The 23,998-nt window shown below is 37.3% G+C and carries 20 protein-coding genes; 19 read left to right on the forward strand and 1 reads right to left on the reverse strand.

Going from position 1 to position 23,998, the window contains the following annotated elements; all coding sequences use genetic code 11:
* Positions 1 to 41 precede the first annotated feature (41 nt).
* The 14 genes from FTU05_RS12460 to FTU05_RS12525 all read left to right on the forward strand — a co-directional run bounded on the left by FTU05_RS12460 (position 42) and on the right by FTU05_RS12525 (position 18,436).
* Complete coding sequence (locus FTU05_RS12460) at positions 42 to 737, forward strand: hypothetical protein (RefSeq protein ID WP_180165535.1); 696 nt, start codon at positions 42 to 44, stop codon at positions 735 to 737.
* A 15-nt stretch (positions 738 to 752) separates the two neighbouring features.
* Complete coding sequence (gene tssB / locus FTU05_RS12465) at positions 753 to 1,256, forward strand: type VI secretion system contractile sheath small subunit (protein WP_078193364.1); 504 nt, start codon at positions 753 to 755, stop codon at positions 1,254 to 1,256.
* Positions 1,249 to 2,733, forward strand: coding sequence for a type VI secretion system contractile sheath large subunit (gene tssC / locus FTU05_RS12470; protein WP_180165536.1), 1,485 nt, complete (start codon positions 1,249 to 1,251; stop codon positions 2,731 to 2,733). The genes tssB and tssC overlap by 8 nt, the downstream gene beginning before the upstream one ends.
* Positions 2,734 to 2,780: 47 nt before the next feature.
* Positions 2,781 to 3,284 carry a type VI secretion system tube protein Hcp gene (locus FTU05_RS12475; protein ID WP_180012024.1) on the forward strand — a complete coding sequence of 168 codons (504 nt, stop codon included), beginning with the start codon at positions 2,781 to 2,783 and terminating at the stop codon, positions 3,282 to 3,284.
* Positions 3,285 to 3,354: 70 nt separating this feature from the next.
* Positions 3,355 to 3,831 (forward strand): type VI secretion system baseplate subunit TssE, encoded by a 477-nt coding sequence (gene tssE, locus FTU05_RS12480; RefSeq protein WP_180012026.1) that lies wholly within the window; start codon positions 3,355 to 3,357, stop codon positions 3,829 to 3,831.
* A 15-nt stretch (positions 3,832 to 3,846) separates the two neighbouring features.
* Positions 3,847 to 5,655: a type VI secretion system baseplate subunit TssF gene (gene tssF, locus FTU05_RS12485; RefSeq protein WP_180012028.1), complete on the forward strand. Its 1,809-nt coding sequence runs from the start codon at positions 3,847 to 3,849 to the stop codon at positions 5,653 to 5,655.
* Entirely contained in the window at positions 5,619 to 6,611 is a 993-nt protein-coding gene (gene tssG, locus FTU05_RS12490; protein ID WP_180012030.1) for a type VI secretion system baseplate subunit TssG, read from the forward strand. Before tssF ends, tssG begins: the two co-directional genes overlap by 37 nt.
* A 2-nt stretch (positions 6,612 to 6,613) precedes the next feature.
* Complete coding sequence (locus FTU05_RS12495; protein ID WP_180012032.1) at positions 6,614 to 8,059, forward strand: hypothetical protein; 1,446 nt, start codon at positions 6,614 to 6,616, stop codon at positions 8,057 to 8,059.
* Between the two features lie 28 nt (positions 8,060 to 8,087).
* The gene (gene tssM, locus FTU05_RS12500; protein WP_180012034.1) at positions 8,088 to 11,918 is read left to right on the forward strand and encodes a type VI secretion system membrane subunit TssM; all 3,831 of its coding nucleotides are present in this window, start codon (positions 8,088 to 8,090) and stop codon (positions 11,916 to 11,918) included.
* 57 nt (positions 11,919 to 11,975) lie between these two features.
* A complete protein-coding gene (gene tagF, locus FTU05_RS12505; protein WP_180012036.1) occupies positions 11,976 to 12,935 on the forward strand; it encodes a type VI secretion system-associated protein TagF in 960 nt (319 codons plus the stop codon).
* 20 nt (positions 12,936 to 12,955) lie between these two features.
* Positions 12,956 to 13,702: an OmpA family protein gene (locus FTU05_RS12510; protein ID WP_257224678.1), complete on the forward strand. Its 747-nt coding sequence runs from the start codon at positions 12,956 to 12,958 to the stop codon at positions 13,700 to 13,702.
* A gap of 402 nt (positions 13,703 to 14,104) precedes the next feature.
* Entirely contained in the window at positions 14,105 to 15,733 is a 1,629-nt protein-coding gene (locus FTU05_RS12515) for a long-chain-fatty-acid--CoA ligase (protein ID WP_180022639.1), read from the forward strand.
* A 241-nt stretch (positions 15,734 to 15,974) separates the two neighbouring features.
* A complete protein-coding gene (locus FTU05_RS12520; RefSeq protein WP_180165538.1) occupies positions 15,975 to 16,862 on the forward strand; it encodes a DMT family transporter in 888 nt (295 codons plus the stop codon).
* A 275-nt stretch (positions 16,863 to 17,137) separates the two neighbouring features.
* Positions 17,138 to 18,436: an MgtC/SapB family protein gene (locus tag FTU05_RS12525; protein ID WP_180165540.1), complete on the forward strand. Its 1,299-nt coding sequence runs from the start codon at positions 17,138 to 17,140 to the stop codon at positions 18,434 to 18,436.
* A gap of 23 nt (positions 18,437 to 18,459) precedes the next feature.
* Here FTU05_RS12525 and yddG read toward each other — a convergent pair whose 3' ends face one another.
* Positions 18,460 to 19,383, reverse strand: coding sequence for an aromatic amino acid DMT transporter YddG (gene yddG, locus FTU05_RS12530; RefSeq protein ID WP_180165541.1), 924 nt, complete (start codon positions 19,381 to 19,383; stop codon positions 18,460 to 18,462).
* A gap of 265 nt (positions 19,384 to 19,648) precedes the next feature.
* Between yddG and FTU05_RS12535 the strand changes: the two genes are divergently transcribed.
* The 5 genes from FTU05_RS12535 to puuE all read left to right on the forward strand — a co-directional run bounded on the left by FTU05_RS12535 (position 19,649) and on the right by puuE (position 23,750).
* Entirely contained in the window at positions 19,649 to 20,044 is a 396-nt protein-coding gene (locus tag FTU05_RS12535) for a hypothetical protein (protein WP_180054665.1), read from the forward strand.
* Positions 20,045 to 20,348: 304 nt separating this feature from the next.
* On the forward strand, positions 20,349 to 20,801 hold the full coding sequence (locus FTU05_RS12540) for a GNAT family N-acetyltransferase (protein WP_180041450.1): 453 nt from the start codon (positions 20,349 to 20,351) through the stop codon (positions 20,799 to 20,801).
* 646 nt (positions 20,802 to 21,447) lie between these two features.
* Positions 21,448 to 21,771: a transposase family protein gene (locus FTU05_RS12545; protein ID WP_180165542.1), complete on the forward strand. Its 324-nt coding sequence runs from the start codon at positions 21,448 to 21,450 to the stop codon at positions 21,769 to 21,771.
* Positions 21,772 to 21,812: 41 nt separating this feature from the next.
* Positions 21,813 to 22,202 (forward strand): transposase family protein, encoded by a 390-nt coding sequence (locus FTU05_RS12550; RefSeq protein WP_079270576.1) that lies wholly within the window; start codon positions 21,813 to 21,815, stop codon positions 22,200 to 22,202.
* Between the two features lie 585 nt (positions 22,203 to 22,787).
* Positions 22,788 to 23,750 carry an allantoinase PuuE gene (puuE, locus tag FTU05_RS12555; RefSeq protein ID WP_180165543.1) on the forward strand — a complete coding sequence of 321 codons (963 nt, stop codon included), beginning with the start codon at positions 22,788 to 22,790 and terminating at the stop codon, positions 23,748 to 23,750.
* Positions 23,751 to 23,998 lie beyond the last annotated feature (248 nt).

The raw sequence follows: 23,998 nt of genomic DNA on the forward strand, positions 1-23,998 counted from the left end.
ACATAAATTAAGTTTTAGCACGTAGAAATACAGAGGCAATTTTGAATAAATTTAGTGTTTTATTACCTATAATTTTAGCAGCCAGTTTAACACAAACCGTTTTTGCAAAAGATAAAGCGGCATCTGTGAAAAAATCCTGTTTAAAGAATTATCCACTGGCAGTAGGTGATACAGATCCAGAGATTATTGGTTTTTATAATCAGTTATGTGACAAAAAAAATAAGAAAAATGAGAACTTAAAAAATGAAATTTTTGTAGATATTGCCAAAAAATATCAAGCTAATGGTTACAATTTGAAAGCATTGCAAGCGGTCAATCTGCTGCGAGAAAAGAACTATCAGTCGCCTGAACTTACTGATGTCACTTTTTTAGCAGGTATCGCTATTTCTTATAATGCGCTGAATCATATGCGGAGTAATGAAAATCGTACTCTAGATGAACAGACCTATTCTCCTGCCAAAGTGTTGTCGGATAATATTCGTTATATTCAGCCGACGATTGATAAATCTACGTCTGCTGCAGCAGATGTTCGTGAAAAAAGTGCTGAATCTACGAGCAATGTGAAATCTAAACAGACGATATCTACTAAAAAACGAACCAATACAGCGTCTACCAAGCCTAAACAAACGACTACAGCAGCAAGTAAAAAGAAAACCACCACGACAGCAAAACCGCAGACTACAGCGAAAAAACCTGCTGCTAGTGGTTCACCTTTCGATACATTGAAAAATAAATAACAAGGAAAAGCACTCATGGCAAAACGTGAAAGTGTACAGAAAAAACTTCAACGAATTCGTCCTCCTCGTGTTCAATTGACTTACGATGTTGAAGTTGGCGACGGTAAAGAAATTAAAGAATTACCATTCGTTGTAGGGGTGTTAGGTGATTTCTCTGCGGCATCTGAAGTAGAGAAAACCAAACTAAAAGACAAGAAATTCATTAATGTTGATTTAGATAATATTGATGAAGTCATGGAGTCTTTAGCGCCACGTGCTAATTTTCAAGTTGAAAATACCTTGACTGAAGACGGTGGAAAAATGTCGGTAGATCTTACATTTAAGAGCATGGCCGATTTTACTCCTGAGCAAGTTGTACAACAGGTTGATCCACTACAAAAGTTAGTTGCTGCGCGTGAGCGTCTGTCTGACTTGCGTAATAAAATTTCAAATAATGAACGCTTAGAAGATTTATTGGATGAAGTGTTACATAACACTGATCAAATTCGTAAGTTGAGTGTGGAGGCAGAAAATGAGTAATTTTAATTCTGCAACTGCTGCAAACCTTGAAGCAACTGAAGAATATTCGCTTTTAGATTCAATTGTTGAACAAAGTCGTATTGCGCGTACAGATCAAGAACATGATCGTGCAAAAAGTCTGATCGGTGAACTTGCCAAAGAAGTCATGGCAGGTACCATCACCGTTTCGGACAATATGACTTTATCGATTGATAAGCGTATTGCTGAAATTGATGCGTTGATTTCATCTCAGTTAAGTAAAATCATGCACCATGCTGAATTTCAAAAAATTGAATCGACATGGCGTGGTTTGTATTATTTCTGCCAAGAAACACCTTCAAACTCTTTAACAAAAATTCGTATGTTAAATACGACGAAAAAAGAGCTGATTAAAGATTTCCAAGGTGCGACCGATTTTGACCAAAGCACATTGTTCAAAAAAATCTATGAAGAAGAATATGGATCATTCGGTGGTGCACCTTATGCAACACTGATTGGTGATTTTGAGTTTGACCGTACACCTTCTGATATGTATTTGCTTGAGCAAATTTCACATGTCGCGGCGGCTGCACACGCACCGTTTATTTCGGCTGCAAGCCCAAATATGTTGGGTCTAGAATCCTTTACAGATATTGATCGTCCGCGTGATGTATCTAAAATCTTTGAAACAGCAGAATATGTACAATGGCGTTCATTCCGTGAAAGTGACGATGCACGTTATGTTGCGTTGACAATGCCACGTGTATTGGGTCGTTTGCCATATGATCCAAAAGAAGGTATTTCCACTGAAGGCTTTAACTTCGTTGAAGAAGTTTCCGGCGAAAACCACAATGAATATTTATGGATGAACGCGGCTTATGCTTTTGGTACACGTTTAACCAATGCTTTTGATATGCATGGCTGGTGTGCTGCGATTCGTGGTGTAGAAGGTGGTGGTTTAGTTGAAGGCTTGCCTGTCCATACGTTCAAAACCAATGATGGCGAAGTGGTCTTTAAATGCCCAACTGAAATTGCCATTACTGACCGTCGTGAAAAAGAACTGAGTGACCTTGGTTTTATTCCGTTGGTACACTGCAAAAATACGGATTATGCAGCATTTTTCGGTGCGCAATCGACGCAAAAACCTAAAAAATATGACAGCGATACAGCTAATGCAAACTCTGCATTGTCTAGCCAGATCCAATACATCATGGCAGTTTCACGTATTGCACATTATTTAAAAGCAATGATGCGTGACAAAGTAGGTAGTTTTGCATCAGCAGGTAATGTTGAGACCTTCTTAAATGAGTGGTTATCGCAATATGTATTACTTGATGATGGTGCATCTCAAGAAGCTAAAGCTCAGTATCCATTGCGTGAAGCTTCTGTAAAAGTTGTAGAAAATCCAGCTTTGCCTGGTCACTACAAATCTGTGGTTTTCTTAAGACCACATTTCCAGTTGGATGAGTTGTCTGTTTCATTACGACTTGTGACCGAGTTACCTCAGTCCTCAAATTAATTTGGGCCAACACTATAATAACTTTAAATAAATAGGTATTCAGAACAATGAAAGATATATACATTGAATTTCGTGGTAAGTACAAAGTAGACGGCGAATCTCGTGATGCAGATCACAAGAATTGGTTGGAAGTAAACTCTTGGACACATAATATCCGTCAGCCGAAATCTGCGACATCTTCAAGTGTGGGTGGTCACACCGCAGAACGTGTAGAACATTCTGACATGGTTTTTGTTAAAGATTTAGATGCGACAAGCCCTAAACTTTGGGAAGCATGTTCAGCAGGTTATACATTTGATGAAGTTCAAATTGATTTTTACCGTGCGAATGGCGACAAACGCATTAAATATCTTCAAATCAAACTGAAACATGTGTTGGTTTCTAGCGTGACACCGACTGTAAATGATGAAGGTGTTCCACACGAATCATTTGGTTTGAAATATGCTGCAGTAGAGTGGACATATAACCAACAAGATATTAACGGTACTGCGAAAGGTGCTGTTACTAAGAAGTGGTCATTATCTAACAACACTGCTTCATACGCAGCGTAATAGATGGATTCAGATAGAGGCTAACTTGGGTAGCCTCTATTTTCATTTTTTTAAATATTTATAAGAAGATATGAATCTCGATCAGCTTTATCCTTATGGTTTTAGAACGACATTATTTGACCGCTTATTACCAGCAGATGCTCAACAGACTCAAGGTCTGTCTTTGCAAGAACTTCGTGAATCTGTTGCTTCCGATTTAGAGGATCTCCTCAATAGTCGTGTGGCAAAATTAGATGAACTGATTGATGACTTTCCATTAGCAAAAAAGTCTATTTTGCAATTTGGCATTATCGATTTTGTGGGCTTATCGACAGCAAATCCATCGGATCGCGACAAAATTTGCCAGTCAATTGAGCAATCGATTGCTGCACATGAACCGCGTTTAAAACAGATTCGAGTCGAAATGCTCATGGATGGCCATAATATGGGGGCACTATGTTTAAGTATTCAGGCATATTTAAATATTCATCCTTTATACGAACCAGTTATTTTTGATGCCTTATTAAAACCAACAACACAACAATATGTTATTTCTCCAAGAACTTAATGAAGTGGGTTATCTGTGATTGAAGAGCTGTTACCGTATTACGAAAAACAACTACAGGAATTTGGACAACAGTCCCGTGAGTTTGCCAGTAAATACCCCAAAATCGCCCAGCGTTTGTCTTTAAACCAAGAACAAATAGATGACCCGCATATTGAGCGTTTAATTCAAGCATTTTCTCTAATTTCTGCACGGATTGACAAAAAACTTGCAGATAGTTATGACGTTTTTACCCGTTCAATTTTTGAGGTGATGTTTCCTCAATATTTAAAACCATTTCCTGCATGTTCTGTGGTGAGCTTCGAAGATATAAATAAAATTAAGCAATTAACAGATCGACACGTTATTCCAAAGGCGACCAGTCTAAAAGCCAAAAGTACGCGTGGTGTTCAATGTGAATATCAGACGGTACAAGAAGTCACTTTATTACCGATTCAATTAAAACAGCTCAATTTCAAAACTCATCCATCGGCACATATGCATTTAAATCAAAATGCCACATTGAGCTTAGGATTTGAAATTTTTTCGAATAAGCACGCTTTACTTAAAAATGAAACTTTGCCGATCTTTTTAGACGCTATTTCTAATTTTCCTTTACAGGTTTTGGATAGTATTTTTAAATCCACTACGAGTTTTTCGATTCGTGTGGGGCAGCACATTTTTGATATTGCCAATCCATTTGAAATTATGGGTTTTGAAGAAGTTCAAAGTGTTCTACCTATCGATCAACATACGCATCATGCATATCGTTTATTGATGGAATATTTTTGTGTTCCTGAAAAATTCAATTTGTTAAATCTAAATTTAGATTTCATTAAGTTTTTAAGTTTAGAACATAGTGAATTTGATGTTCAAATGCACTTTAAACTCAATTTAAATGATCAAGCAGCGATTCGAAATTATTCTGAATTAAATGCTGCAAATTTTAAATTGTTTGCTACACCAATTGTTAATCTTTTCAATAAACAAGCAGAGCCGCAAAAGATTAATCATAAGCGAATGGAATATCCATTGGTGACAGATGCACACCATCCTGAATATTTTCAAGCCTATAGCATTTTAAAAATGAATATGGTGCGTGAAAAAAGTAACCAAGATGAAGTGTATTATCCGGTACTGCCTTTTTTTGCAATGAGTCATTATCATCAGGATAAAGTCCAGTTTTTTTATAGTTTAAATCCGCAGCAGATGAAGAATAAACATCAGGAATTAAACTATTCAATCATATCTCGTGCTCTAGACCCACATAGCACTCAGTCCGATTTTATTAGTACTGAACTACTATGTAGTAATCGTGAGTTACCTTACGAAAGTTATAATAAAGATCAAAATGCATTAACACTGAATGATAGTAATTTGGCACGTCGTGCTCTGATGCTCAAACGACCGTCGTTACCGTATTATTTTGAGCAAAATAAACAAGAACAGTGGCGGGTCATTTCACATTTATCTTTGAATAATATGTCTTTAATGAAAGGCGATGCGGTCTCTCATATTAAAGAACTTTTGGAATTGTATAATTTACCTAAATCAAAAGAAAACCAAATTATTATCGACTCCATAAAAAAGATTCAGTTTTCTACTACGCAGAAACTTGTGGATAGTAAACCATTTCCATTATTTGTCAGAGGTTTAAAAGTACAGCTCGATATCGATGCGGATATATTTAGAGGACATAGCCTATATATATTTAGTCAATTGCTGGCCCATATCTTTAATTTAAAAGTCAATATGAACAGCTTTGTCGATGTCTCGGTTTTTGATGCAAATAGTCAACAGGAGTTATACCAATGCGTGCAGAACGTTGGTGGCAAGAAAGCTCTGTAATTGACGGACTTTTCCAAGAACCGAAAGCCTACGAGTTTGTTCAAGCCACTCGTTTGTTAAGACATGCACCTTATGGAGCGGCTCAAGTTCACTGGGCAAATGACTTTGAGTTTAATAGTTCACTTAATCTGAACTTCCCGAACACTGAAATTGAAAGTTTAGAGTTCAACGATGAGAAAGTTGAACTGACAAATTTAATGGTAGGTTTAACGGGTATTCAAGGTGCATTACCTTATAGTTATACCAATAAGATTAAGCTCAGCGGGCGACATCAGCGACACGAAACTCAAAAGTTTTTAGGGCTGTTTAATCATAAATTAACAGCACATTATGTTGATGCCAGTTTAAATTATCATTTACCTATTCGTTATGAAATCGAGCAGGATAATCACTATCTTGATATTTTACATGCATTAAATGGTTATATCCGTAGCCAGCATGATCAGCCAGATTTAGATGATTATTTTGCTGAGTTTTCAGGTTTAATGCAGGGACAAAACAATACAGCGTATGCATTAAAAACCATGCTGAACTGTATCTTTAAGCAGAATTTTGATATTCGAGAATTTATCCCTGAAACTTTTGTATTTGAAGAAGATCAGAGAACATGTTTAGGTGGATCTCAGCCGAGTTTATTGGGACTAAATACATTTTGTGGTGAAAAGATTCAACAGATTGACGAAAAAATTGAAATCGTGATTGGACCTTTAAACCATGAAGATTATTTAACATTTTTACCGAATCAGTCACACAGCCAAAAATTAAAACAAATGATTCAAACTTGGTGCAGTCCAACATTAATGGTGGATGTGCGCTTAATTTTACAAAAAGAAGAAATAAAACCGGTGTGTTTAAATTCTTTGAGCGGAATTGGTTTAGCTCAGGGAGCATTTTTACAGCCGAATAAACAGGTCGATAATACAGAAACCTGTTATGCCTTAATGGGGAATTCATAATAATGCTGAAATTAATAATTGGAACCTTTAGTACGCTTTTTGTTTTGTGTACTGCTTTCGTGATTTTTTACTGGCGAGATACAGGCTATGACCCGACGGCTTTCGATTTAGTCACATACTTTTTACTTCTTCCTTTAGCTTTATGTGCAATTATTTTGTCGCCTTATTTGATTTATAAAGGCATTCAACATCAAAAAGAAAAAAAACTTGAAGCTGAAAAACGTGCAGAAGAACAAGCTGAGCAACAACAACTTGAGGCCATTGAACAAGCAAAACCGAAGCCTATTGATGTACAGCAATTTCGTTTAAATGTTTATTCTTCAGCGGCTTGGCATAGTTTTGGTGAAAACGAACAAATTATCCAAGATATTCAACAATTCAAAAGTCCTGAACTCGATGATAAGTTATTTAATGCATACGGTTTGCCTGTTCTTTCATTTCGAATCAAAGATTTAGATGAACTCACTAATGAAGAAGCAGATGATGAATATAGTGCCATCACCATGCGTGAAAAACGAATCCAGTCACTTATTCAGCAACAACTAGAGCAACACGTTGAAAGTCTATTTTTAATTGCTGAGCATCTGAAGCAATCAGCACTCTTTTATGATAGTGAATTGGCATATCAGTACCGTATGCATCCGGGTTGGGTGGATCCAGATTATACGCAAGATGAACATCCAGAACATTTGGCGAACAATGCACAGCAAGTTTCACGTTTAAATCGTTTAAATATCCATATTTTGCTTGCTGATAATTTGATTCATCAATGGAATGATGATTATGCTCAAATTATTCAGCAGTATCTATCTGACGGATTTTCGATCATTCCCGAACAAATTCATATCGAGCCACATTTTATCGGCACTCAAGTCGCTTATTCAGAATGGTTAAGCATTTTAGAGATGATTTCAAAACAAAAGTTTGAAGTCAGTTTGATTCTCAATGCTGACTCTGAAATCGACCAAGAATGGATTGATGAAAAGATGTGGTTACAAGAAAAATACATTGCTGCAGAGTTTGCATCGAGTTGGTGTTTGGCTGCTTCAGACGTTCAAGTTCGAGGTTTAACTCCAAATAAAGTGCTACAAGTGGTGGCACATGAGCCTGAGTTGAAACGTCATTTAGAGCTTAAAGCACTGAATAATTTAGATCAGTATGATCAAGAACAACCCTTTTTATTGATGTTAGATGATGCAACGGATATGAAAGCGGTGAAAAAATTACAGTATAAATTTAATGAAACCGCGATTGAAACCTATCATTTTTTATATACAAAACAGAATCTTGGAAATACCCAGCAATTGGCAAAAATTTTTGGATTCATGTTGGGTATGCACTTGCCAGAAGAGTTAACTGCCATGATTTATAGCACAGACCAAGAATCGACATTTGCTTTTATTCAAGCATTTTCAGTAGAAGATGAACTTGAACAAGAAACTGTTTAATTAGAATTAAGACGAAATTGAGAACATTGTGAACACACTATTTTATACGATCCTCGGTTATGTTTGGCAGTACGTCACCAATCCTAAAGCGATGGTGGCTTTGTCATTTTTTGTGGCCATTGTGGCTATGCATAATTCGATTCCGCAAAAGACTTTTTACATTGTGGTTGCTGTTTATATTCTCGGATTAATTCTGTGGGGTATTTATGAATTAGTGCAGCATTATCGTCATAAACAGCAAGGCGAAGAGCTGGCTGAGGCGATTGCCAAAGATAATGAAGCTGAATACGGCAAACAAAAGAATAAAGAAGAACTTGCGCTGATCAATCAGCAAATGAAAGACTCGATTCAACTTATCCGTAAATCAAAACTCGGCGACAAAAAGGGTAATGCAGCCCTATATGAATTGCCTTGGTACATGGTGATTGGTAACCCAGCAGCGGGTAAAAGTTCAGCGATTTATAATTCTGGTCTTAGATTTCCATTTGAAGAAACTCATCAGAAAATGGTGTCGGCAGGTCTAAGTGGTACTCGTAACTGCGATTGGTTTTTCTCTACAGATGGTGTCTTACTCGATACCGCAGGTCGATATTCTGTTTATGCCGAAGACCATTCAGAATGGTTAGGTTTCTTAAATATTCTCAAAAAAAACCGTTCTAAAGCACCAATTAACGGTTTAATCGTGATTGTTTCTGTGGCTGAGCTTGTCAGTCAAAGCCCTGAAAAATCAATCAAATTAGCCAAAAACTTACGCGCACGTATACAGGATTTGACTGAACGTTTAGAAATTTTTGCGCCAGTGTATATCGTTTTTTCAAAAATGGATTTGATTGCCGGCTTTACTGAATTTTTTGATTGTTATGATAAGGATGAATTTGATCAAGTTTGGGGTGCAACACTGCCTTATGATCCAGACTCATCTGAGCATGCCGTTGAGATGTTCGAAAAGCATTATTCAATTTTATACGATGGTTTGAAGAGCGTCAGTACTACGCACTTGAGTCGTCGTCATTCGCAAAATATTTCTCCAAGTGTAATGACATTTCCACTTGAGTTTAAAAGTTTAAAGCCAGTGTTAAAAACTTTTATTGGTACGTTGTTTCAAGACAACCCTTATCAGTTTAAACCAGTATTCCGTGGGTTCTATTTCACCAGTGCGTTGCAAGAAGGTGTAATTGAAAGTCCGATGACCGAACAAATTGCTGAAGATTTCCATTTGGTGAAAAGTACGGATAGTGAGTTTGGCATTCCGACAAATTCTGTTTCGCAAGATCATGGTTATTTCTTAAAAGGACTATTTTCAACCGTCATTTTAAAAGATAAAAATCTGGTTAAACAACATATTAATCCTGCACGTAAACGTCAGCGCTTTATGGCATTTATTGCTGCATTGTTATTGGTTGCTGTGGTGCTTGGGTTGTGGGTTTGGTCGTATCGTAATAACCAACAACTCGTGGCGGAAGTTCAGGCAGACCTAGATAAAGTTGTGCAAATGGAAAGCCGTAGCGGAAGTGAACTTTCAACTCAATTGGATGCATTACTGATATTACAAGGGCATTTACAACAACTCGATCATTTTGATGAAGATCGTCCTTTGAAATATAGCTTTGGTTTATACCAAGGGAATAAAATTCGTGAAAAACTCAAAGTTGAGTATTTACGAGGTATTCAACAAATTGTATTGGCACCATCTCAGCAAAATATGGCGCAGTACTTACAGCGCGTTAAAGCCAATGAAGCGACGTTGAAAGAAAATCACGTCAATGTGCAAATCACTCAAGCTGTGAAATCAAATCAGCCCTATTTAGAACCATCGGATACTAATCCTCAGGATGCCTACAATGCACTGAAGGCGTATTTGATGATGAGCAATCATAAATATATGGAATCGAGCCATTTGAGTGACCAAGTTACTCGTTTCTGGCGTTCATGGTTAGATTCAAATCGTGGTCAAATGCCACGTGGGGAAATGATTCAAAAAGCAGAACAAGTTTTATCTTATGCGATGACTTTAGCTGCTGATCCTGCGTTCCCGCAAATGGAATCTGATCCTTTATTGGTTGATCAAACACGTCAATTATTGACGGCTGTTACCATGGGTATTCCTGCACGCGACCGCGTTTATAATGAAATTAAAATGCGTGGTTCGGTACGTTTCCCAGCAGTAACTGTGAAGCAAATTTTAGGTGAAACCGGCCAAAACAGCATGTTGGGTAGTTATGCCTTGCCGGGTATTTTTACTTACCAAGCTTGGAATGATTATGTAAAAGATGCGATTAACCAAGCTGCGAATAATCCGACGGATACTCAAGATTGGGTACTCAATACCAATCGCTCTGATGACCTGACGTTTAGTGGTAGTCCAGACCAGATCAGTAAACAGTTAACCGAACTTTATAAGCAGGAATATATCGCTGAATGGCGTAAATTCTTAAATGCAGTACATTATGGCAAGGGTGCTGATGTTGCTCAGCAGTCACGTTTTATCGATATTTTAGGTGAACCTGAAAATTCGCCAATTCGTAAAGTGGTCGACCGTATAGCGAAAGAAACCAGCTGGGATAATCCAATTGTTCAAGCAGAACTGGCTGCACCTCAGAAAGGCTTTATTGCGTGGTTTAAACGTAAAGTTCTCAGCCGTGATGATGCGCAGCAGGCACAGCAAGTTGCTTCTAAAGCCGGTCAAGGTGTTATTGCAAAAGAGTTTGATGTGTTCTATCAACTTGTTCGTAAACGTGATGATCAGCAAAACAAATCTATTTTAGATGAATACATGCTGTCTCTCAGTCAAGTACGTAGTAAGTTCAATGACTTAAAGAGTGGTGGTGATATGGGCCCTGCAAGCATGACATTGGTGAAACAAACCATCAATGATCAAAGCTCTGTCTTTAATAGCACGCAAAAATTTGTGGATGAAAAAATGTCTGTGGGTCTAAATGAATTAGATCAACAGTTGATTCAAAAACTCTTTATGCAGCCGGTGACTCAGTCATTTGAAGTTCTTTTGATTCCAGCTCAAAACGAAATTAATAAGTTGTGGGCAATGCAGGCGTATCAACCATTTACAACTAATCTTGCGCCTAAATATCCATTTAATAGCAATGCAACTTTACAAGCAACCAGTAATGAAATTAGCCAAATTTTTGGTGAAAACGGAAGTATCGCTCGCTTTGTAAAAGAATATTTAGATCCATTGGTGATTCGTCGTGGCTATACCTTAACCACGAAAACATGGAAAGATTTGGGCATTGGTTTAAATCCACAATTTGTAGCGAACTTCCAACGCTATGTTGCGCCAAGTAATGGCGTTGCTACAGGGGAATTGAGTCAAGCAGCACCTGCGGCAACCAATCAATCGAACTTCCAGTTCTTCCCATTAGAAAATACACAGTTGCTTTCATATACCATTGATATTGATGGTCAGCGTATGGTGTATGAAAACGGTGTTCAGCAATGGGTGAACTTCGTTTGGCCAAATAAAGGGGCAATTCCGGGTGCACGTATTACTGCAATTGACTTGGAAGGTCAAACGCATACGATTTTTGATGAGCCGGGTGAATATGGTATTAACCGATTGGTTGAAGGCGCTCAGCGTACACAAAATGGTAATTCATTTGAAATGGTGTGGCGTAGCAAACAAAATCCAAAAGTGTTTGTTAAAGTGAACTTCCGTTTGATTAGTGGTAACGCATCTGGCCCAACTACAGGTTCAGGCTATTCAGGTATGACTCTTGTTGATCAAGTGGTGACGAATAAAGGTGTTCGTGTCGTCGCAGCGCAAACGATGCCTGCAGGACAAGCGCTTGTAGCGCCAGCGACTTCACCGATGAGTGTTGTACAAGGAACAGCAACACCATGATGATGAATTTAAAAATAAGAGCGGTGGCATTCGTGCAAAAGAACAAGGAGTGTGACGATGTATGAAGTGAGAACGACACCGCTGTATTATGGAAAATGTCCAGCTCGTGGTGACTTCTTAAAGAGCCGTGAACAATATTCACTGATTCAGTTAATCGATCAGTGGATCACGGAGGCGCTTGAGTTCGCTATGCGTTCAGACAATTTTAATGCAGCGTATAACTCACTGCCTTCATTAGATTTCTTTATTGCCAGTCCAAAAGATAAGCGTTTTTTGGTTGCCAATTTGATTAGCAGTGAAGACAGTTCAAAGCGTCAATTTCCAATGGTGCTGGCTCATCTGCTAGAAATCGATGATCCTTTCGATAATATTTTGTATGCACCATATCGTTATAAACAGACCTTAATTGACTTATATCAGCGTAACCGAGTGATGCGTTCTATTCGCGATCCCGATATTTTGCTCGATAAATTAGGCAGATTGAATAACGAAATCCAAGTGTTCGGAACAGAAGAAACCTCTTCTTTTTATGAGCACCATACTTTGCATTCATTTGCGCGTTTATTGAATTTTACGCCTTATCAGTTGGCGCAGAGCATGATTGGTCTCGGTTTGCTGCTACAACCGATTATTCATCAGGGCACGTCTCGGTTGAATAAAGTGCTGATCTTACCAATCAATAATATTAGTTACTGCTATGAAATTGCGGCTTTTTGGGTCAACCTGATTAGTCGTTTTGTCGAAAACCAAGATGCTGAGTTACTCATTGGCATCCTACACAGTGATTCGCCAGTTTTACTGTTTGGTTTTCAAGGCGCTGATATTACTGCGCTGAGTGATGTTTTTACGCAAAATATGCAAAGTGATCATTGGGTTTCCTTGATTGATGCCAGTTGGATTGATCCTTATCTTGAACAAAATGCAGGCTTAGCCGTTTTGGAACAGTCTTTGAGTGAGCGTCAGATCAGCCTTATTCATGGCATTAAACTTTTTAGACAGACTTTTATAGAAGAATAATGATGCAAAGAATCTTACCAATGTTGCCCAAATTTCTTGCGAGTGTGTGCATTTTAGGCTGTTCGGCTTTGCTTTGGGCAGAGCCTATTGTGATTGAAGGCGCTGTACCGAATGAAGCAACCAAGCAAGAAATATTAAATAAAGCCTATTTGACCTATGGTCAGGCAAATGTGGTTGATAAAATTCAGGTTCGAGCGGTTACTGCACCCAATGGTTGGGGCAATAGCGTAAGCCAAATGATTAATGATGACTTAAAAAAAGTAAAACAGGGAAAACTCTCTGTTCGCGGAACGCAAGTCGATTTAAGTGGCAAGATGTCGAATCAAAACGATATCCAACCCACGACCACCAAGTTTCAGTCTTTGGTCACAGCACCTTTTCGTTTCAATGCACAGCTTTCTGTCAATCAGGCTGAACAGGCAATTATTAATGCGGCTTTACGTAATCGTATTATTGAATTTGAATCGGGCAGTGCTATTTTAGCGCCATCTGGGGTACAGATCTTAGATGAAATGGTTGTCGCACTGAATCGCGTCGGTGGGAAAAAAGTACGAATTATTGGTCACACAGACAGCTCGGGGAATCCTGAGAAAAACTTAAGTTTAAGCCAAGATCGTGCTAATGCAGTTAAAAACTACCTGATTTCAAAAAATATTGCAGCGGCGAACTTAAGTACTGAAGGGATGGGCTCAAATAAGCCTGTAGCAGACAATGCTACGCCTGAAGGTCGTAAGAAAAACCGTCGTATTGAGTTTGAAGTGCTGTAACTATTTCAACTTAACTACAACGGCTAATGCGTCGAACCCAGTGTATCTAGACTGGGTTTTTTTTATGCCAATTGATTCAGTCAATTATTTGATAACTGAAATCGACATTTTTTAAAGCAACAGAGCGAAAACAAAATAGGAACATATTTTGAATTGGGATGATGCTATTAATTTTTGCATTATATACCACTAAAGCATTCATATTTTGAGCAATAAAACAGTGGATTCTAAAATCAATTAAGGTTAAAACATAAGAATCAGTTTTGGATATGCGTTTCATATCTACTGCTTTAACCTTGTCGATAAAGAATAATCACTTTTGACATGGTGCAAAGTTTTAAAAAATCTGCAGGACAGTGCGGAAAAACAACAACTCAATATGGATGAATGTGGGAGCAAAGAATGCTTGGTAATATGATGTTTAAACCGCTTTTGATTAGTAGCATGATTGAACATGCGGGTCGCTATCATGCGGATAGTTTAGTCATTTCAAAAAATACAGACACGACGATTACGAAAACCACTTGGGGTGAAGTCCATAAAAATTCAAAACGATTTGCCAATGTTCTTGCATCACTCGGTTTAAATTTAGGGGATCGTGTTGCGACCATCGCTTGGAATAACCATCGTCACTTAGAGTCTTGGTACGCTATTTCAGGTAGTGGTTATGTCTGTCACACTATTAATCCGCGTTTATTTCCAGAACAATTAATTTTTATCATCAATGATGCCGCAGACCGCGTGATGTTATTTGATAAAACCTTTTTGCCGTTAATCAAAGCAGTAAAACCACTATTAAAATCTGTTGAACATTTTATTTGTTTAGATGCACCAGATGCAGCAATTGTCGAAGCGGTGCCAGATGTTAAATTTTATGATGAACTTATTGCGGGACAATCTGCAGACTATACATGGCCAGAATTAGATGAATTATCGGCTAGTTCTTTATGTTATACCTCTGGTACCACAGGCAATCCGAAAGGTGTGTTGTATAGCCATCGTTCAACAGTCTTACACAGTTATGCGATTTGTATGCCGGATTCATTAAATATCTCAGCGCGGGATATTATGATGCCTGTTGTGCCGATGTTCCATGTCAATGCATGGGGTACGCCATATGCTGCGGCAATGGTGGGATGTACTTTAGTGCTGCCAGGCCCAGGTTTAGATGGAGCAAGCCTGACGCAAATGATTGATGACTATAAAGTATCCGTTGCATTGGGTGTTCCAACGATTTGGCAGGGTTTAATTAATGCTGCGCAACAAGCGGGTAGTCAGCTCCAAAGTTTAGTGCGTAATGTGGTGGGTGGATCTGCTTGTCCTCCTGCGATGTTAAAAGTGTTTAAAGAACAATTTAACTGTGAAACGATTCATGCTTGGGGAATGACCGAAACCAGTCCATTAGGTTCTTCAAACCAGTTTAAAGCCAAACATTTGTTATTATCTGAAGAAGAACAATTACAAGTACGATTATCACAAGGTCGTCCACCATTTGGGGTCGATTTACGTATTACCGATGAAGAAAACGGTACACACGAAGTTGCACGTGATGGCGAAACGACGGGTAATTTACAGATCCAAGGGCATTGGATTATTGGCAATTACTTTGGCAAAACAGAGTCTCCATTAACCTCAGATGGTTGGTTTGATACAGGGGATATTGCAACCCTGAATGAGGATGGTTTCTTAAAAATTAGTGACCGTTCAAAAGATTTGATCAAATCTGGCGGTGAATGGATTTCTTCTGTTGAGTTAGAAAATTTAGCTATGGGACATCCTAAAATTGCAATGGCGGCAGTGATTGCAGCAACCCATCCAAAATGGGATGAGCGTCCTGTATTGATTGCAATTAAAAAGCCAGATGTCGATTTATCTGATACAGAAATTTTGGATTATTATGCAGATAAAGTCGCTAAATGGCAGGTGCCAGATAAAGTAATTTTCGTGGATGCTATTCCTTTGAGCGGAACAGGTAAAATGCTGAAAAAAGATCTACGTGAGCAATTTGGTGCTGTACTACTTGAAAGCTAACTTACTGTAAGTTACCAACTAAATATTGGTAAAGAGCAAAACGCAAAGGTGATATGCCTTTGCATTTTTTTATAAAAACTTAAATTTTGATAAATACTATATTCTTAATATCAAGTTTTTAAATAAATTTTTTTCAACGAATCTATAACCAAGTTCAATGAATAATCTAGCCCTGTTGGGTCGCATTCAATTCAATAAAAGCGTAAATTGATGAGGCATCCACCGTTAAACCACCTTTCTTATGTTTCCAGTTTGGATCTTGTTCACTTTAATGGCTGCTTTTATGCAGTCATGGCGCAATGCATTTCAAAAACAACTCAGTACCACTGTTGATGTATATGGTGTCACCCTTGCACGGTTTATTTTTGGGCTCCCATTTGCCTGCATTTATTTGTTTGTGTTGTACCAAAAACAGCCTGTGACTCAGGTAACCACATTTACACCTATGTTTTGGGTTTATGTGGTGATTGCAGGACTAAGTCAAATTTTAGCGACGATTTTAATGGTCTTACTTTTTAAACAAAAGAATTATGCCATCGGTGTAGGTTTAGCGAAAAGTGAAGCCATCTTTGCGGCCATTGTTGGGGTGATTTTCTTAAGTGAACATTTAAGTTTATTTGGTTGGATTGGTGTTTTGGTCGGTGGTGTTGCCGTTTTTCTTTTAAGCAAAGGTTCCCAACGACAAAAGTTATCTCTGCCAACTTTATGCATCGGTGTAGGGAGTGGATTAAGTTTTGCTATTACCTCTTTATTGGTTCGTGAAGCCAGTTTAGAGCTAAGTGATTTACCGACTTTGCATCGTGCGGCATGGGTGTTGTTGAGTGTAATTGGCTTTCAATGTGTGATTATGCTGTTGTACCTCAGTCTATTTAGCCGTAAAACGCTCATTGCCATGTGGGAGAGAGTAGGTCTGACCTTTCGCGTTAGTGTCTGTAGCTTTCTAGCATCCTTGGGGTGGTTTACTGCTATGAGTATGCAAACGGTTGCGATTGTCAAAACCCTAGGTCAAATCGAAATATTATTTAGCCTCTTAATCTCTGCCTATTTCTTTAAGGAAAAACTCGCAAGAACTGATCATTGGGGTTTAGCCCTAGTGGTGATTGCGGCGATTATGGTGATTTGGGCTTAATGTGTGCTTTAAACAGACATGAAGGTAAAAAAGTCCGAATTTAAGTCAGATTTTCGAATATTTTTTTTAATTAAAAGATGAGAAATATTTGATGTCCACTAGCATATTTATCATGGAATTGTTTATGATTTAAAGTATGACTAAACTTTGAACATGATTGAAAATTCTCAAGTTGTTCAATTTATATGTTTTTTTCAAATTTTAGCGTTAAATTTTTATATTATTTTTTATTTATATTGCCAAAATAAACAATGTATTGATGGGAGGGCTTAAATTTGGAAATACTCATACAAACATTATCCTTCCCAGCGTTGTTAACTATTTTAGCTTCGGCTTTAGGCTGTGGATTGCTCATCGGTTTGGAGCGTCAACGTAACAACAATTTGGACAGTGAACAGAGCTTTGCCGGTTTACGCTCATTTACCATTTGTGCGCTGTTTGGAGCATTGTGTTTTTTAATCCATTTAGCTGTTGGTGTAATCGGTGCAATTGTCGTCAGTATGTTTAGCTATTATGGATTAAGCCAGCAAAAACAAGATATTGGCACAACCACAGAACTAGCTTTTGTTATGACCTATTTAATCGGCGCTGCTTGTGTATTTAATATTCCATTGGCTGCGTGTTTGGCTGTGGTGTTGACCCTCATATTAGTTGGAAAAAAAGGCTTACATCATTTTGCAGCACATTGGATCAAAGACTATGAGTTAAGAGATGGTGTATTTTTACTGGCATTGATCCTAATTGCCTTACCGTTAACGCCGAATCAGGCCTATTGGGGTTCTGTATTAAATCCCTATGTGATTTTAAAATTACTGATATTGATCTTGGTGGTGCAGTCATTAGCGCACATCGCCAAGCGGCTTCTATCTTCTGATAAAGCGATTATCTTATCGGCCTTGGCATCAGGTTTTGTGTCGAGCACAGCAACAATCGCAAGCTTAGGCATGGAAGTGCGAGCAGGAAAAGCCAGTGCCAAAAGTAATGCAGGGGCAGGACTTTTTTCATGTGTTGCGACATTGGTTCAACTTTTGATCATTGTCCTTGGGGTGAGTTTTGCTTGGTTTAAAATATTAGTTATACCAAGTATCGTCGGCATCTTGATATTGGTCCTTACTGCGTTATATCTGATTTATGGCTCATCTCAAGTTCAGCATAATAAAGAGTCAGAACCTGAAATGCTTCGTGTAGAGGCGAATGAAACAATGCCGTTAGAAAATACTGATAGTCGAATGTTTAGCTTAAAACAGGCGGCAATCATTGCCATCACGCTTACTTTGATCCAAGCACTTGTTTATGGATTAAATCTCGCTTTAGGTGATAAAGGCTTAATTTTAGGGACATTATTAGCATCACTCTTTGAAGTCCATGCAGCTATGGCAACCGTGGTGATGCAAGGTAATATCGACAATTTAACATTGGTTTATGCTGTGGTGATTGGATTATCAGCCCATGCGATTTCAAAATGTGTGAATGCATTTCTCACAGGTGGCTGGAAATATTTTCTATATTTTGCACCAACACAGTTACTTCATATGCTGTGCCTAATCGCGGTTTTGCTATTCAGTTTAAGATAAATGAGCCAAGTGACTGCTTCTTATTATTCATGGCGCAATTGCATTAATCTGGCTTTAATTTGTGGCCAACTGGTTGAAATCCAACATACCAGCGAACCTAATGTCACCAAAATGGCACCATGCCAAAAACTTAAACTCAGTGGTGTCTGTAATATAAACATTGAAATAACCGAAGAAAAAATCGGACTAAAATACGATAAAGTCACCAATATCGTAATATTGCCTTTAATAATACCTACATTCCACGCTGCATAACCCAAAGCGGTTACAATGGACACGATTAACATATACTTACCGGTATGTAAGTCTACGGCAGGCATTCGCGGAATACCGTGAAATATCAACATTTTTAGCCATAGCATAATCGTGATCACGACGAAAAAGAATGAAATAGGGTTATGTCCAAGACTGTATTTACGTGTAATCACACAGTAGAGTGACCATAAACTCGCTCCCATAAAAGCAAGAAAATAGCTTAATGGATTAGACTGAATGTTCGTAAAGACTGTAGACCAGTTAAAACTTCCATTACCCGTTTGGATCAAAATGATGCCACCCAAACAAATGGCTAAACCAATGATTACGAAAAAGTTAAATTTTAATTCTTTAAATAAAATTAACGCGGCAATTGTCAGACTCGGCCATAAATAATTGACTAAACTGATTTCAATCGCTTGTTGAGCAGTTTGAGCCAAAGCAATGGCATACGAAAAACACAACTCATAAATCACAAATAAAAGGGTGGCGTATATCAAAAATTGGCGCGGAACCAGTTTAAGGTTTGGAATTTTAAATAAGAGCAATAGAATAATTGCGCTCAAGGTATACATAAAGAGCACAGCAAGATCAGGGCTAATACTGAAACTAATTTTCTGAAGTAAACCAACAATAGAAGACCATTGTAAGATTGCACTGAATCCAATCAGCGTTGCAAGATTTTTGGACATGATTGCTCGAAGATTTCGCAAATGGCGAATGAATTTTTAATTTTTATTATAGTCTTTATTCAGTCGTTTAGTATAAGCGTGAAATTATCAAACTCTATTTAATTAAAAAGATTTAGAGCTCGTCGTACGTCAAGAGCAGCATGGCGATGAACTAGGTTTAGGTTCTGGTTTATTAACGCACGATTTAAAACTTGGACAATGTATTCATGCCTATATTCGTGCGAATCCAAATTTTGACTTAGCAGAGGGCGTTAAGTCGGCAATTATGATTGGCAATGGCTCAGGAATGGCGGGTTTGCTTTCACATCTTAAGCAACGTGTCGCAACGGTGCACTATCAAAACAGGTTTATTTATGGTGAACGTCAACATGCTTTTGATGCAATTTTTGCTGATGAACTGCATGAATTACAAAGCCAAGGTAAAATTGCAGAAATCGATCGGGTATTTTCTCGTGATGGATTTGCTGAAAAGTATGTGCAAGATGTCCTAGTTGTAAAAAAAGCTGAATTGATTGATTGGCTAGAGCAAGGGGCTTGTCTCTATATCTGCGGCAGTTTGAATATGGCCAAAGCGGTAGATGCCACTTTGCAAGAGATACTGGGCATTGAACAACTGCATACACTGCGTAAAGCAGGTCGTTACCGCCGTGATGTGTATTAAAAATAATGGCTATTCAATAAATAAAGTAAAAAATCCTCCAAACGTGGGGGATTTTTATGTTTTCTGAATTCATTCAGCATTTATGCCTCACATATATTTTAAAATTGTGCTGAAAAATATTTGAATGACAATTGCATATTGTATGTACAACATCTACTTTAAATTTAGCTGAAGTAACTTTTAAACGTATTGAAAAATAACAGCTAAAAGTGATAATTCATTAAATGACTCTTTTAAGAAAGTTTATTTTCTTTGACGGAGGAAGTTTAAGGATTACTTTTATAAAGAGAACAACATGCTAAAAATGATCATACGCCCAGCCTGTGTAGAGGATGTTGATGGAATCGCGGCAGTCATTGAACCATTTGTCGATGATGTTATTTGCAGTGAAGAAGGTCGTGAGCGCTTTAAGCCCCACATGCTCAAACATATTTTTGAGCGTGATTTAATCCATTATTTTGTTGCTGAAATAAATCAAGAAATCGTTGGCAATGTAGCTTATGTGCATCCTGCACATCTCATGCATTTTTTCTTGAAACCTGAATATCATGGCCAAGGTTTTGGACGTCAAATGTGGGAGTTTATAGAAAGCGTAATAATGCAGCATGAGCCTGAGCATATTACGGTAAATTCGAGTTTCTATGCTTTAGAAATTTATAAAAAATTTGGCTTTGAGATTGTAGGTGAATTAACTCAGCAATGGGGAATTCACTACATACCTATGAGAAAGCAGGTAACTAAACCTATAAAACATTGAAAAATATTAAATCTTATTTAAAAATCATTAAATAAAAATTAATTTTCCAGAGCATGATGAGATAGTTTTACAAAGACATTTCATCATGACGCTTTAAATTTATCAATAATTAAGTATAGTTATACCATTAAAAAATTACTAGATTAAACAAACAATGAGAATGCATATTTTTTTAAATTCCTTACTTACGATGTATTGTTCAATTTCAATATTTATGGTCATTTTTATATATTTTTTATCTAATTGGCAAATATGGGAAAAACATTTTACATTCATTAGTTTAATATCATTCTTAATACTGGCAATTTGTTTTTACTTTAAATATAACGAAAAATTGAATGATGGTAATATTTTATTCAAGCAGTTGCCAATGAAAGTACAACTACCAATAAGAACTTCAACTATATTATTTTTAAACCTAAATTTGGGTTTTATCTTATTTATATTGGCAGTGCTTACGATAGTAATTACAGCTAATAGACTTCCGTCATAAATCAAAAAACGTACAATTTATTTGATCTTAAATTAATCAGCAAAATTATTTAATTCAAGAGATAATCCTTGGATGAAATTCAAAGATATTCAAAAATTATCAGACGTTAAGTTTCGTAGGCTTACCGGTGTTAGTTGGGCTACATTTAACCTCATGTTGGCCGAGCTAAATAAGCATTTACCTGGTCATATTGGTAAAGGACGACCGCATAAATTATCGTTGGAAGATCGTTTGCTCTTATGTATAGAATATTGGAGAGAATATCGAACATTTTTCCATCTTGGTATGAGTTACGGTGTATCTGAAACGAGTGCAATTCGTATCACACGTATTATTGAAGATACCTTAATCCGTTCTGGAAAATTTAACTTGCCAAAACAACTTCCTAATCGAGATGAAGTGGATTGGGAAGTTGTTGTGATTGATGCAACTGAAATATTAGTTCAACGTCCAAAAAAAACAGAAGAAATGGTATAGCGGTAAAAAAAAAGCGACATACCTTTAAATTTCAGCTATCTATGCACTATACAACAGGTGAAATACTGAGTGTATGTGGAAGTCATGGAAGCATGCATGATTTTAAAATATTTAAAAAAAGTATGAGGAAATTAAAATTTAAGCCCTTTTTTATCGTTGATAAGGGGTATTTAGGGATAAAAAAATTGGGTTTTGGATGCCTCATGCCATCTAAAGCAAAGAAAACTGAAAAACTAGATTCTGAATTAAAAAAGTTAAATAGAGAGATTGGTCGTAGACGAATTCAAGTAGAGCATGTATTTGGAAGGATGAAATGTTTTAAGATTTTATCTTGTGTATATAGAAATCGTCGTAAAAGATTAAACCTGCGGTTTAATTTACTTGCTGGCATATACAATTTAGATTGGGTGAAAGATAAACAATTAAATTGATTGAAAAATGATTTATGAAGGAAGTCTATTATATGGTTTTTTACACTTTGTATTTTTATTATTTGGAATGCAATAATTTGTCATCCTCATATTTGGTTTGTAGATTCAATTGATTTAAAACAAGATATAAAGAATAAAACAATTGAATTTGAGAGTCTAAGACAGGATAAAGGTGATTTTGAATATTTTAATGATGGTTTCACATATACTATAATTGGGCCTGAAATAAGCACAAAAACTATATTATGGAAAGATATTCAAAGTATAGATGTCGTACGCCAAAATATTGGAACCATTGATGAGATTCAACTCTATATATTGTGTTCAAATACAATCATTTATATTACCGAAAATACACAGGGTTATTACTATTTCATTGATCAACTGCATCAGAATTTTCCAGAAATAGATGAAATTTGGCAAATTTCAATCATTGCAGATGATTCAGGGCAACCATTCAATATTTTAAAAAAAGGCAATGGTCATTGATATGAAAAGTTATTTAGCCGTCTACGATATTGGCGTATAATTTGCTTGCTTCTACCTAATTTTTTACTGTTTGATATAACAAATTAGGAAGTTGAAGTGACTACAGGCTACTTACGCGGGCAAGACTTAATTGACCAGATCCAACAACAGGATTATTCCAGAGACCTAATTGGATATCATGGCGATGTACCTCAAGTCGTATGGCCTAATCAGGCACGTATCGCAGTGCAGTTTGTGTTGAACTATGAAGAGGGTGGAGAAAACCATATCGAACATGGGGATGCAGGATCAGAACAATTCTTATCCGATATTATTGGAGCGGCCAGTTTTCCTGCCAAACATATGTCGATGGACTCGATGTATGAATATGGCTCCAGAGCCGGTTTTTGGCGGATTCATGAAGAATTTAAAAAACGTGATTTACCCATGACGATCTTTGGCGTTGGTATGGCTTTAGCGCGCAATCCTTATATCGTCGATGCGATCAGACAATCCAACTATGATGTCGTTTCACATGGTCAACGCTGGTTACATTATCAGGATATGCCGATAGAGCTAGAACGTCAGCACATGGATCAGGCAATTAGTGTGCTTGAAGCTTTATTTGGAAAGACGCTTATTGGCTGGTACACAGGGCGTGACAGTCCCAACACACGTCAGCTATTGGCTGAATTTCCGCAAATTAAATATGACTGCGATCACTATGGTGATGATTTACCTTTTTGGAGTCGTTTGACAAATGAAAATGGTCGAACCCGTCCACATTTAATTATTCCTTATACACTCGAAAGCAATGATATGAAGTTTTGTTCACCGGGTGGTTTCAACAGTGGTGAACAATTTTATCAATACCTTAAAGACGCTTTTGGTGTGCTATATGCAGAAGGTGAAAGCGCGCCAAAAATGTTATCGATAGGGATGCATTGTCGTATTTTAGGGCGACCAGGCCGTTTTAAAGCACTACAACGATTCTTAGATTATGTGCAATCACATGAAAAAGTCTGGATCTGTCGCCGTGGTGATATCGCGGAACATTGGTATACACATCATGCAGTCTAGTAAAAAAATATTTGGATAAAGAGGAGCTTAGCTCCTCTTTTTTTAGGCCTGTACTTAGGTAACTGACATCATAGACCTAGGTTGGCACTGATATTGCAAAACTAAATTTGAACAATCATTCCTCTGTACACGACAAAAATAGATAACTCATTGAAATAATGTCACAATAATTGTTTTCTAACGACGAATACTATGACACATCTCAATGAGTTATATCTTATCTTAAACAAATCTCTAAAATGGAACAA

The organism is Acinetobacter sp. YH12049 (assembly GCF_013419875.1).
In the GTDB taxonomy this organism is placed as follows: domain Bacteria; phylum Pseudomonadota; class Gammaproteobacteria; order Pseudomonadales; family Moraxellaceae; genus Acinetobacter; species Acinetobacter amyesii.